At 44.3% G+C, this 13,224-nt stretch carries 11 protein-coding genes, 1 riboswitch and 1 other annotated feature; of the genes, 4 read left to right on the plus strand and 7 right to left on the minus strand.

Annotated features, from left to right (window positions below):
• Positions 1–12 precede the first annotated feature (12 nt).
• From hisB to tet(35), 5 genes are all read right to left on the minus strand, one after another.
• A complete protein-coding gene (gene hisB / locus AC5O63_RS12415; protein ID WP_171322819.1) occupies positions 13–1,086 on the minus strand; it encodes a bifunctional histidinol-phosphatase/imidazoleglycerol-phosphate dehydratase HisB in 1,074 nt (357 codons plus the stop codon).
• Positions 1,087–1,142: 56 nt separating this feature from the next.
• Entirely contained in the window at positions 1,143–2,183 is a 1,041-nt protein-coding gene (gene hisC / locus AC5O63_RS12420; RefSeq protein ID WP_494505207.1) for a histidinol-phosphate transaminase, read from the minus strand.
• 12 nt (positions 2,184–2,195) lie between these two features.
• Complete coding sequence (hisD, locus tag AC5O63_RS12425) at positions 2,196–3,488, minus strand: histidinol dehydrogenase (RefSeq protein ID WP_494505208.1); 1,293 nt, start codon at positions 3,486–3,488, stop codon at positions 2,196–2,198.
• A 5-nt stretch (positions 3,489–3,493) separates the two neighbouring features.
• Positions 3,494–4,390, minus strand: a complete 897-nt coding sequence (gene hisG, locus AC5O63_RS12430; protein WP_494505209.1) for an ATP phosphoribosyltransferase — start codon at positions 4,388–4,390, stop codon at positions 3,494–3,496.
• Positions 4,391–4,444: 54 nt separating this feature from the next.
• Positions 4,445–4,581, minus strand: a sequence feature (His leader region).
• A 175-nt stretch (positions 4,582–4,756) separates the two neighbouring features.
• A complete protein-coding gene (gene tet(35), locus AC5O63_RS12435) occupies positions 4,757–6,358 on the minus strand; it encodes a tetracycline efflux Na+/H+ antiporter family transporter Tet(35) (protein ID WP_171322812.1) in 1,602 nt (533 codons plus the stop codon).
• Between the two features lie 114 nt (positions 6,359–6,472).
• Positions 6,473–6,654: riboswitch (Lysine riboswitch) on the minus strand.
• Positions 6,655–7,247: 593 nt separating this feature from the next.
• On the opposite strand from tet(35), the gene AC5O63_RS12440 reads away from it, so the two are divergent.
• Entirely contained in the window at positions 7,248–7,658 is a 411-nt protein-coding gene (locus tag AC5O63_RS12440; protein ID WP_004746864.1) for an H-NS family histone-like protein, read from the plus strand.
• Positions 7,659–7,762: 104 nt separating this feature from the next.
• Here AC5O63_RS12440 and AC5O63_RS12445 read toward each other — a convergent pair whose 3' ends face one another.
• Together AC5O63_RS12445 and AC5O63_RS12450 are read right to left on the minus strand one after the other, a co-directional pair.
• Positions 7,763–9,067, minus strand: coding sequence for an inosine/guanosine kinase (locus AC5O63_RS12445; protein ID WP_171322807.1), 1,305 nt, complete (start codon positions 9,065–9,067; stop codon positions 7,763–7,765).
• A gap of 233 nt (positions 9,068–9,300) precedes the next feature.
• On the minus strand, positions 9,301–9,570 hold the full coding sequence (locus AC5O63_RS12450; protein ID WP_004746866.1) for a hypothetical protein: 270 nt from the start codon (positions 9,568–9,570) through the stop codon (positions 9,301–9,303).
• Positions 9,571–9,765: 195 nt separating this feature from the next.
• Between AC5O63_RS12450 and mnmA the strand changes: the two genes are divergently transcribed.
• The 3 genes from mnmA (at position 9,766) to purB (ending at position 13,062) form a co-directional block, all read left to right on the plus strand.
• Positions 9,766–10,890, plus strand: coding sequence for a tRNA 2-thiouridine(34) synthase MnmA (gene mnmA, locus AC5O63_RS12455; RefSeq protein WP_494505210.1), 1,125 nt, complete (start codon positions 9,766–9,768; stop codon positions 10,888–10,890).
• Positions 10,891–10,908: 18 nt separating this feature from the next.
• Positions 10,909–11,526 (plus strand): high frequency lysogenization protein HflD, encoded by a 618-nt coding sequence (hflD, locus tag AC5O63_RS12460; protein ID WP_069666006.1) that lies wholly within the window; start codon positions 10,909–10,911, stop codon positions 11,524–11,526.
• Between the two features lie 165 nt (positions 11,527–11,691).
• Positions 11,692–13,062, plus strand: coding sequence for an adenylosuccinate lyase (gene purB / locus AC5O63_RS12465; RefSeq protein ID WP_494505211.1), 1,371 nt, complete (start codon positions 11,692–11,694; stop codon positions 13,060–13,062).
• The last annotated feature ends 162 nt before the right edge of the window (positions 13,063–13,224 follow it).

Here is a 13,224-nt window from a genome sequence, read left to right on the forward strand (position 1 = left end):
GCAACGTTAGCCTTAAAGTACGCCTTTACTACTTGGTAGCTCAGTACCTTCTACTTTGATTGCTTGGCGTAGCGTACGACCAAACGCTTTAAATAGGCTCTCAATGATGTGGTGATCATTGTCGCCAGCTGAAGATAGGTGCAGCGTACAGGCAAGGGTATCAGTCAATGAGCGGAAGAAGTGCACCACCATCTCTGTAGATAAGTCACCAACCTGTTCACGGCTAAACTCCGCATCGAACTTAAGGTATGGACGACCAGACAGGTCTAGTGCACATTGTGCCAAGCACTCATCCATTGGCAGGCTAAATCCAAAGCGACCGATGCCACGCTTGTCACCGAGAGCTTCTTTCAGCGCTTGACCCAATGCAAGAGCGGTATCTTCTACCGTGTGGTGATCATCAATGTGTAAGTCGCCTTCTACTTTGCACACCATCTGGAACCCGCCGTGAGTCGCGATTTGATCTAGCATGTGATCGAAGAAACCAAGACCAGTAGAGATTTGGTTGCTGCCCTGCTCATCAAGATTAACAGCAACTTTAATGTCCGTTTCTTTAGTGGTTCGAATCACTTCGGCAACACGTGCTTTGACGGTCAGATCTTTAAGGATCTGTTTCCAGTTCATGGTTTCTGGGTTGTATTGAATGCCACGAATTGCCATGTTTTCTGCTAGTTGAAGATCCGTTTGACGATCGCCAATCACAACAGAGTTTTGGAAATCGACTTTGCCACCTTGAAGGTATTCTTTAACCAAACCCAATTTAGGCTTACGGCAAGAACAGTTATCTTCGTCAAAGTGAGGACAAATCAGCACATCATCAAACTTCACACCCTGAGATTCAAAGATCTCCATCATCATATTATGTGGCGCATCAAAGTCTGCTTGTGGGTAGCTGTCGGTGCCCAAACCATCTTGGTTAGTCACCATCACCAGGCGGTAACCCGCATCTTGAAGAGAGAGTAGACTTGGAATAACAAACGGCTCTAGCTTTAGTTTGTCTAATCGGTCTACTTGAAAGTCCACCGGCGGCTCAACAATTAAGGTGCCATCTCGGTCGATAAATAGAATTTTTTGTTGCTTGCTCACTCGAACTTCCTTATTTCAAATTTAGTGGCTCTCGCAAAGGCCAGAGCCAATGATATTTAGCTGTAATAGTTTCTAATAAATCCGAGTGTCTTTTCGCACTCGTCTCGACTACCAATACTAATACGTACACAATTTTCAATAGGAGAATTGCGTAAAATAATGCCGCTCTCCCATGCTGCTTTAAAAAGTTCGTCACCCTGCGGGAATTTAACCAATAGGTAATTACCCCAGCCTTCAAATATTTCTAAGCCTTCAATCATTGATAAACCAACTTGCAGATACGCACGGTTTGCATTGAGGTCGAGGACTTGAAACTTCGCTCTAGCTAGTCCCGCTTCAGATAACGCCTGAGTCGCGATTTCTGCCACTGGTACTGGCACTGGATACGGTGCGATAACCTTAAGAAGTACATTAATCAGCTCTTCGTTTGCAAGGGTGAAACCGCAGCGAAGTCCAGCAAGCGCGAAAGCTTTAGACAGAGTACGCAAAATCGCTAGGTTCGGATATTGCGCTAATAAATCGACCGTCGACGCTTCAGGGCAGAAATCGATATACGCTTCGTCCATCACGACAATGGCGCGATCTTTTGTCATCTCAAGCAGAGAGACAATATCTTCACGCTTCACTAGATTGCCAGTTGGGTTGTTTGGTGAACAGACAAATACCAGTTTGACGTCATCTAGGTTGGCTTCGATGCCTTCCAGATCAAGTTGCCAGTCAGACGTTAGCGGCACAGTCTTACGCTCTACGCCAATGGTTTCTGCGCTAATTGCATACATTCCGTAAGTAGGTGGGCAATAAAGAATCGCATCTTCACCCGGCTCACAGAAAGCACGGATCAATAATTCAATACCTTCGTCAGCTCCACGAGAGGTCAATGTTTGCTCAGGTTTTACACCCGCATACGCCGCATACGCTTCAATTAGCTCTTTTGGCTGACATTCGCTGTAGCGGTTCAAACGAGCAAAGTCTGTTTTGTATTCATTGTTGAATGGCGATTCATTCGCATTCAACCAAACGTCACCTGTACCACCAATTCGGCGAGCCGATAAATAAGGAGTCAGTTGTTGGACTTGTTTACGCGCTAGCTTTTCCATCTCATTGCCCTCTTACTTAGCTGCCAGTTTTTCGACACGAATCGTCACAGCACGCTTGTGCGCATCCAGACCTTCCGCTTCCGCCATAGTGACAACGGTTGGCGCTAGTTCTTTCAAGCCATCTGCCGTAAGCTCTTGTACTGTCATTCGTTTAGAGAAATCAGCGAGTCCAAGACTTGAGTAAGTACGTGTGTAACCGTAGGTAGGAAGAACGTGGTTTGTCCCCGACGCATAGTCACCTGCTGACTCAGGAGACCAATCACCTAAGAAGATCGAACCTGCATTGTCTAATAGAGGCAGAAGCTCACGCGGATTCTTAGTTTGTACAATCAGGTGTTCCGGACCATAGTAGTTCGAAATCGACACGGCTTGAGTCAACGACTCAGAGATAATGATTAGACTTGATGCTAAGGCTTTTTCAGCAATATCTGCACGAGATAATTCTTTAAGCTGACGCTGAACTGCATCGGTAACCCGATCGGCTACAATCGGTGATGGTGTAACAAGCACGACTTGTGAATCTGGTCCGTGCTCCGCTTGGCTAAGCAAGTCGGCAGCAATAAAATCTGGGTCTGCAGTTTCGTCAGCCAGCACCAAGACTTCAGAAGGCCCTGCTGGCATATCAATCGCCGCACCACGGAAGTCATTACTGACCTGACGCTTTGCTTCTGTCACGTAAGCATTACCCGGCCCAAAAATCTTATCTACTTTTGAAACGCTTTCCGTACCATACGCCATTGCCGCAACCGCTTGACCGCCACCGACATTGTAGACTTCATCAATGCCACATAGCTTCGCGACATAAAGGATCTCGTCTGCGATAGGCGGAGGAGAACAAAGAACCACTTTGCGACAACCTGCAATTTTCGCTGGAACCCCAAGCATCAAAACAGTCGATGGCAATGGTGCACTGCCACCCGGAATGTACAAGCCCACTTTTTGAATTGGACGAGTCACTTGCTCACATAAGACGCCAGGCTGTGTCTCAACCTTGATTGGCTGAGGTTTTTGCGCCTTATGGAACTTAGAGATATTGGCATAGGCCTGCTCAAGCGCCTGTTTCATGTTGGAAGACAAGCGATCACATGCCGCTTCTACTTCTTGCTCAGAGACACGAATCGACCCAGGCTTAACGCGATCAAACTTTTCTGTCAGTTCTAGTAGCGCAGCATCCCCTTCTTCGCGAACCTTGGCGATCACTTGCGAAACCGCTGCGGTGATATTCGCACCTTCAGTAATTGCCGGACGCTCTAAAATAGAGTCTTGCTGAGATTCACTTAATGATTGCCAAACGACTGTTCTCATTGTTATTACTCCATCATTTTCTCAATTGGCAATACTAGGATTGAGCTCGCACCCAACTCTTTTAGCTGTTCCATTGTCTCCCAGAACAAGTTTTCAGTACTCACTAAGTGAACAGCGACTTTTTGCTGATCAGTCGAAAGAGGGAGAACCGTTGGATCTTCAGCGCCCGGTAGTAGAGATTTGATTTGGTCTAACTTATCCGTTGGAGCATGCAGCATGATGTATTTCGATTCTTTTGCTTGCTGTACGCCTTGCATACGAGTCAGTAGTTTTTCGATTAGCGCCACTTTGTCAGCATCAAAATCACCAGTACGTTGAATCAGTGTCGCCTTTGATTTGAAGATGATTTCTGCTTCTTTAAGGCCGTTCGCTTCTAGAGTTGCGCCAGTAGACACCAAATCTGCAATTGCATCTGCAAGACCCGCTCGCGGAGCCACTTCTACAGAGCCAGTGAGCATACAGGTCGAGAAAGGAACACCTTGCTCATCCATGTACGCTTTAAGTAGCTGAGGGTAAGTCGTTGCAATGCGTTTGCCTGCTAGGTCCTGAGGGCCGTTGTACTCTTCATCCTTATCAATCGCGATAGATAGACGACAGCCACCAAAATCTAGACGGCGCAGCTGAACAAGCTCACTTGGCTCGCCCAACGCCTTACGATCTAAACGTACTTCTTCAAGTTCGTTTTCACCGATAAAGCCAAGGTCAACGACACCATCCATGATAAGACCTGGAATATCATCATCGCGCACTAGCAATAGGTCAATTGGCATATTTAGTGAGTGAACAACAAGGCGCTCACCCATGATGTTGAATTTAACGCCGCACTTTTTAAGCAGAGTCTGACACTCTTTACTCAGGCGACCTTTCTTTTGGATTGCGATTCTTAGGCGTTGTGTTTGCATTGCTGTATCCCTGTGCAAGATTTTGAAATTTATAAACTTTTTAAGATTCAAATACTGAAAAAACCCTCGGAAGAGTTGTTCTCCCGAGGGTTCTAAATCTTGTAGTTTGCGATTTTAGCCTCCGGGAGTTTCCTGTCTCCCGGGTATGCGTGCATCTCCCGAAAGACTAGACTGGGTGATGATGGTGATGAATGTTCATGACTAATTTACGCATACTTAATAAGCTCTTCTGTTCGCTTTGTTGATATCCACACTAACCAAGCCGAAAACATTTTTCAACCATTTATTTAAACTTTTTTCAATTTGTATATGACAAATAAAAAGGGAGCCTGAGCTCCCTTATCTAATAGCAATAACTTCAACCTGTTATGCGTTTTGGCAACTCGCCATCTTTGACTTAGACAGAACAGATAGCAAGACACAAATAGCGATAAATGCTACTGACGCGGCTGCGAATGACATGCCGATAGAAGCGGTCATACCTAGAGTAATAAAACCAATACACGACACGACTGCAACTGACAGTGCATATGGCAACTGAGTTGCTACGTGGTCGATGTGATTACAACGAGCACCTGTTGAAGAAAGAATGGTGGTATCTGAGATTGGTGAACAGTGGTCACCAAATACTGAACCCGCTAATACAGCACTTAGCATTGGCAGCATTAGCGCCAGATCCGTTGCACCTGCCATATCACCCGCGATTGGCAGCATGATTCCGAATGTACCCCATGATGTACCTGTAGAAAACGCCATAAGACCAGACAATAGGAACAAAATAACTGGCAACCAATGTGGGTTGATATTGCCTTGAGCTAAGGTCGACAAGTACTTACCTGTGTTCATGTCACCGATAACTGAACCAATCGTCCAAGCAAACACTAGGATCAGAATCGCACCAAACATTGATTTCGCACCGATCCAAAGCGTACGAGAGATCTCACTTACCGCAATACCTTGTTTAACAACGGTAAACAGCGCAACAGCCAAACCAACTAGGCCACCGTAAATAAGAGATGTACCTACATCAGTGTTTTCAAATGCACCAAGTAAGTTAAACGCAATGCCGTCCGCAGCAAGAGCTTGACCACCGGTGTAAAGCATCGAAGCAACCGTCGCAACAATAAGTAAAACGATCGGCAAGATGAGGTCAGATACTTTACCCTTATCGCTCTCTTCGATATCCAACTCTTCGTTTAGCTCGTGAGCTTCTTCCGAGTCTTCAGCTTGTTCTTTGGCAAACCCGTGACCTCGTGACGCCGCAATTTCATGCTCACGCATCTTACCGATGTCTAGCCCGAACCAAGCAACAGCAAATACCATAAGTAGCGCAAAGATCGCATAGAAGTTCATCGGAATTAGGCGAACGTATGCGCCAAGTGCTGAATACTCAGTAATACCATGCGAAACTAAGATGCCACCAATGATTGTCATGATGTAAGCCCCCCAGCTAGAAGCAGGCATGATCACACACATTGGAGCAGCAGTTGAATCAAGGATATAAGCTAGCTTAGCTCGTGATACGTAGAAACGGTCAGTGACAGGACGAGAGATAGCACCCACAGCCAAGCTGTTAAAGTAATCATCAACAAAGATGAAAACACCTAAGAATGCAGCAAGAAGCTTAGAACCACGCTTACTCTTAACACGAGTTTGCGCCCACTCTGCAAACGCACGTGTACCGCCAGATAGCGTCAATAGCGCTGTCATCATCCCTAGTAATAGTAGGAAGCCGACAATACTCATATTCCAAGTATTGATACCACCATCTTCAATAAAGACACTTGAAACGGTAGAACCAACATATCCAAGCGCACTACCGAATGAGTAGTCGTTAAGTAGGATTGCGCCTAAAACAATACCGACACCAAGCGATACGAGTACGCGGCGGGTAATAATAGCAAGACTCAGTGCCACAATTGGCGGCAAAAGAGATAAAGGAGATGATGCAAAATCAATTAAATTCATGATCTTCAAAAACCAGTAATAAATGGTTAGAGATCTACTGCAGACTAATTGAAGGAAATCATTTCCAATCAATTAAGTTGAAATTAGCGATAGGTCAGCGAATGCGAAACCCAGCCCTACAGTAGCGCTCCATAGTTTTACAAATTATAGACTATGGCAGTGTTACCCCTTTCGAGTGTAACCCCAGCAAACCTCCTTGATGAGAGAATTCACTTCGGCGAAATAACCTTTTATGTTTGCTCATTGGCATCACCCCAGCAAACACTACTTATTTATTCCGCGCCTCTACCGCGATTGTTGAAACTTTAAACTACCGAAAAATCATTTTAACAATAATTTAACCAACAAAACGCATTAGGTTGCGCCCATTGTACTCATATCACCACCTCTTTCAACATAATATTCCATTTTCTACTGTTAAAAATATCGTTAGCCAACTTCGACTAAGCTTTCAAGATTGATGAATAGTCATCCCATTGGATAGCATATTGGTTCACCCATTGAACTCGAACGTTCTGATTACTCACAAATCCACCCGATTAATGACGTGTTTATCTGACTACCTTTGCATGACGGATACATTTTTTTGATACGCCAGACTTGTTTTTCCGAACTAATACATAATGAAAGACATATACCTTGGGGCTACTCTTATATTTACGATAACATTTAATATGAAACCGGACTCCCAGATAGGCCTCTGTTAATATAAGAGATAAGCGCGATAGAAAATCTATTTATTGCAAGCAACTAAATTAATAATAAAACGGCTCTCAAACAACATTCTGATAGTTTATTTTACGTAAATTTATGTCAGTGAGATTGTAATATTAAATTTAGAGGTTTATGATTCATACATCGACAACTTATATTGTGAAGAGATGAATAAATGTCGGAACTAACAAAAACACTATTAAACATTCGTAGTCTACGTGCTTTTTCTCGAGAGCTAACACTTGAGCAATTAGAAGAAGCACTAGATAAACTAACTACTGTTGTAGCTGAGCGTAAAGAAGCAGAAGAAGCTGAACGTGAAGCAGCTGCAGAGCAAGAAGCTAAATTAGCCGCCATTGCTGAACAGATTACTAAAGACGGCATCGACGTCGAAGCGCTTATTTCTGCATTGGCAGGTGAGTCTAAAGGAAGTAAGCCAAAAGCGAAGCGTGCTCCTCGCCCAGCAAAATATAAATATGTAGATGCTTCTGGTGAAGAGAAAACTTGGACAGGTCAAGGTCGTACACCTTCAGTAATCCAAGAGCAACTAGATGCTGGCAAGTCACTAGACGACTTCCTAATCTAATCACTTTTAATGATTTACAAAAAGCGCCTATATGGCGCTTTTTTATTATTGCCGCAAGTAAAAAAGCCTCAATTTAATGAGGCTTTTATCGTTCAATAACGGAATTAACGTTCCCAGTACGCTTCTTCCAAGCTATCTTCTCGCTCAGGAAGTCCACGAGATAAACGCGGTGAATGCTGCACTAACACTTCGTAACTGGCGCGATTAGAGTATTTACATACTTGCGAGAACGATGAATAAGTTAAGTATGAATGTGCGTGCTTACTTGAGTTAGGCACATTTTCTTTATGGTATTTATTCGCTGCCATATCATGTAATAAAGCAGAAAGAGCCGCATCACCAGCACCATTTGTATTCTTAATTTTCTCAGGGCCACCCATATAAGGCGAAATATGCGAGTAAACTTTAATTGGATTATCGCAAAGCCCTTTTGAAGCAGGTCGGCTAAATTCGTAGCGGTTAAATTCTGCAATACTGCCCGGCAATAATGGCAAAGACGTTTCACGTTTTGCAGATTCTTCAGTATAACCCGCCATAAATAGACCGACTGGCCCTGCGGTACATAATACTAAATCAACCCACTCTAGCGTTTTATCAGAAGCTGCAAGTGGATCAGACTCTCCGGTTAGTGCTTCCGCTTCATCTTCATTCATTGCTACTACTGAAACATGATCGTTTAAAAAGTCTTGCCAGAACTTTGGATCATCTTGAATAACGAATTTAGTGCCTAGAGTCAGTACGACAGGTACGTCATGTTTTTTTGCGTACTCGATCGCTCTCATCGTCGCTTCAGGCATTGGGTCGCCCTTCTTACAACGCACCAAATAAGCGGTTAATACCAAAGCAGAAGCATTTTTAAATATTTTCTCAGGAATGCTATCTGGATGAAGTTGGTTCATTTGCCCTTCACTAATAGCGAAAGTACGCTCACCATCTTCGGTAATTAATGCGAAACAGCGACCAATAGCCCCGTCGACACCTTGAAGGTGGTTTAGATCCATACGGCTTGATGTATTGCATAAGTAGCGGTAACCATAACTGCCAATTTTAATATCTTGGCTCATTACGCCTAAGAGCGTAGAGCGGTCATCAGCCAGTACTGAATAGTTGTGGAGCGTATTACCAATCGTACCACCAGCATATTCATTGGTTATCAAATCACGTTCTTTAAGTTCGTTATATAGCGCTTCAGCAGTCTCATCATCAATAACGAGCGAGTGTCCCTTACTCAGTTGGTATTTTTCGATAAGCTCACTGCTTACTTTGGCCTCAATATCAACAAGAGTTTGATCAATGCCGATAATATGCGTGCGCGACATTTTTTTACTTTCTTGTGATTGACTCACTAATGGATCGCGAGCGTGAACAGGAAAGTAATGCTTCGATTTACGTTGACCAGGAAATTTCATAACAATGCTTCTGCAGTAAAGAATCTGAATAAGGGATGAAAGGATGCCGGATTCTACCTTGCAGGTTTTAGGACGGCAACAAAAGGTATTATAGCAAACGTTTGCATCAACAATTAAAATCTGAGCGGCTCTGAATGTAATAAATAAGTGGGATGGTCGATCGATGAAGCACCCACTTTTGATGAGTGCTCTTATCGTTATAGGCTGGCTGTTTTAACCAATGGAGTTGTGACTTATTCACCTTCCATAAAGCTAAGATCCGGTAAGCGATCTAGGTTCTCAGCGTAGCGCTTCAAGTTGAACTCACCTTCGTTTTTCATTACATCAAAGATTTCAATCGCTACTGCACACGCCATCATAGCGATAGCGTCTTCACGAGGCGTGCCCGTCATCATCAAACGCATTAAGGTTTCTTTCACCTTAACTGGATTTCCATCTTCTAGTTGGTTTTCGATAACTTCAATCAACTGGGCTTCTTCGATGATTTGGTTTTCTTCGCTCATTAGATTCACTCTGGCTCTCTTGAATTTTCGCCACTATGCCACATATACAAGTTTAATAGTCAAGTTTCCGCGATTTTCACTAAGCAAACGTCTAATAAACACCCGAAATCGAAGTGTGAGTTCGATCTCGGATCTGTCCCCTCGCTATGCTTTCTGATAAAATCTGCGTCCAGTTAAATTAAGTGGTGTTTAGTAATGTCTGACAACAGTCAAAAGAAAGTCATCGTTGGCATGTCCGGTGGCGTTGATTCATCTGTATCTGCGTATCTTCTTAAGCAGCAAGGCTACCAAGTTGAAGGCCTGTTTATGAAAAACTGGGAAGAAGATGACAACGAAGAATACTGTACAGCAGCTGAAGATCTTGCCGATGCGCAAGCGGTCTGTGACAAGCTAGGCATTCACCTGCACACGATTAACTTTGCTGCGGAATATTGGGATAACGTATTCGAGTATTTCCTTGCTGAATACAAAGCAGGTCGTACACCTAACCCAGATATTCTGTGCAACAAAGAGATCAAGTTTAAAGCATTCTTAGAGTTTGCAGATGAAGTGCTCGACGCAGACTATATCGCTATGGGTCACTATGTACGCCGTACATTCCCTACTCCAGAAGAAGTTGAAAATGGCGACAAGCCACGCATGCTTCGTGGTTTAGACAACAACAAAGACCAAAGCTACTTCCTGTACACGCTAAGCAGCGAGCAGGTTGCTCGCAGCCTATTCCCTGTTGGTGATTTAGAGAAACCAGAAGTTCGCCGCATTGCGGAAGAACAAGATCTGATCACAGCGAAGAAAAAAGACTCTACTGGTATCTGTTTCATTGGCGAACGTAAGTTCACAGATTTCCTAGGCCGCTATCTACCAGCGCAACCAGGCGACATTGAAACACCAGAAGGTAAAGTGATTGGTAAGCACAACGGATTGATGTACCACACCTTAGGTCAACGTAAAGGCCTGCATATCGGCGGCCAAAAAGGCGGTGGCGGTAATGAAGACCCGTGGTTCGTTGGTGACAAAGATCTTAAGCGCAATGTCTTAATTGCTGTTCAAGGTAAAAATCACCCAATGCTCAAATCTCAAGGTTTGATTGCATCTCAACTACACTGGGTTGATCGTGAAGCGATTAAAGAACCGTTACAATGCACTGTAAAAACTCGCTACCGTCAAACAGATATCCCATGTACTATCATCCCTATCGATGATGAAAACATTAAAGTGATCTTTGACGAGCCTCAAATCGCTGTAACACCGGGGCAATCTGCTGTTTTCTATAAAGATGATGTTTGCTTAGGTGGCGGAATCATCGAAGAACGCATTTAATTTTAGGAGTAGAACTACGTGGCTAACACACTATATGACCGTACCATCGCCTTTGCAGGAATTTGCCAAGCTGTCGCCTTGGTCCAACAAGTCGCAAAAAACGGTCACTGTGACTCTGACGCGTTTGAAACATCCCTAAAAGCGATCTTAAACACCAACCCAAATAATACTGTTGGTGTTTTCGGTCGTGAATCTGACCTCAAACTTGGTTTAGAGTGTTTGGTTAAAGGGATCGACAGTACTCCTAATGGTAGCGAGATTACCCGTTACATCATTAGCCTCATGGCGCTTGAGCGTAAACTTCAGACTCGAAATGATGCCATGTCTCAGCTAGGCGATCGTATTCAAATGTTGGAACGCCAACTTGAGCATTTTGAGCTACTTGATGAGCAGATGATCAGCAATCTTGCCAGTGTTTATCTCGATGTGATCAGCCCGGTTGGCCCACGTATTCAGGTCACTGGTACACCATCAGTGCTACAACAGACGTCGAATCAGCACAAAGTCCGAGCGCTTCTTCTATCCGGTATTCGCAGTGCCGTTTTATGGCGTCAGGTTGGCGGCAAACGTCGTCACTTAATCTTTGGACGCAAGAAAATGGTTGAGCAGGCACAAATACTTTTAGCTCGAATCTAACGTTTAATAAATAGCTCGCGCATGACGCGAGCTTCTTCTTTTATACCAAAGCACTTTCTTCCAAAATAAGAGCAAAGCAAACGTTTGCGCAATATTCGTGACAAACGCGTTTGTAATTGGTATAAAGCACACAAAATTTAGAAACTCAATTTTCAGGAGAACATCATGGAACTGTCAGCATTGACTGCTGTTTCACCAGTAGACGGTCGTTACGGAAGCAAAACAATCGCACTTCGCAGCATCTTTAGTGAATTTGGACTACTAAAGTACCGCTCTATCGTTGAAATTCGTTGGTTACAAAAGCTTGCAGCTACAGATGCAATCACAGAAGTACCAGCATTCAGCGCTGAAGCAAACAAGTTCCTAGATGAGCTAGCAGCAAACTTCTCTGAAGAAGACGCAGCACGCATCAAAGAGATCGAGCGTACAACTAACCACGACGTTAAAGCGGTGGAGTACTTCCTAAAAGAGAAAGTGGCAGGTGTTCCTGAGCTTCACGCTGTAAACGAATTCATTCACTTTGCTTGTACTTCAGAAGACATCAACAACACGTCTCACGCACTAATGCTAAAAGAAGCACGTGACGAAGTGATTCTTCCTGAAATCAAAAACATCATTGATGCTATCAAAGCACTTGCTGTTGAGTACCGTGACATCCCTCTTCTATCTCGTACACACGGTCAGCCTGCTTCTCCTTCTACTATGGGTAAAGAGATGGCGAACGTGGCGTACCGTATGGAGCGTCAATACAAGCAGATCGCTAACGTTGAAATCCTAGGTAAGATTAACGGTGCTGTAGGTAACTACAACGCTCACCTTTCTGCTTACCCAGAAGTTGATTGGCACCAGTTCTCTGAAGAGTTCATCACTGAGTCTCTAGGCGTAACTTGGAACCCATACACAACTCAAATCGAACCACACGATTACATCGCTGAACTGTTCGATGCGGTTGCACGTTTCAACACTATCCTAATCGACTTCGACCGTGACGTATGGGGCTACATCGCGCTAGGTCACTTCAAGCAGAAGACTATTGCTGGTGAGATCGGCTCTTCGACAATGCCACACAAAGTTAACCCAATCGACTTTGAAAACTCAGAAGGTAACCTAGGTCTTGCAAACGCAGTATTCGGCCACCTAGCGCAGAAACTACCAATCTCTCGCTGGCAGCGTGACCTAACTGACTCAACAGTGCTACGCAACCTAGGTGTTGGTGTGGGCTACGCAATCATCGCGTACACTTCAACACTAAAAGGCATCAGCAAACTAGAAGTTAACCGCGAAGCACTGCTTGCAGAACTAGATCAAAACTGGGAAGTTCTCGCAGAGCCAGTACAAACTGTGATGCGTCGTTACGGCATCGAGAAGCCATACGAGAAGCTAAAAGAGCTAACTCGTGGTAAGCGTGTAGATGGTGAAGCAATGCGTAGCTTCATCGACGGTCTTGAGCTACCAGAGCACGAGAAAGCACGTCTAAAAGAGATGACGCCAGCAAACTACATCGGTCAAGCGATTGAGCTAACTGATAAGTTGTAAAAGAATCGGGATTCGGGATTCGGGATTCGGGATTCGGGATTCGGGATTCGGGATTCGGGATTCGGGATTCGGGATTCGGGATTCGGGATTCGGGATTCGGGATTCGATGAGAATTTTGGAGGGTTGGCGTTTTGCGTCAACCCTTTCTTTTGTTTGTAGAAA

It is taken from the genome of Vibrio sp. SCP2 (genome assembly GCF_059295395.1).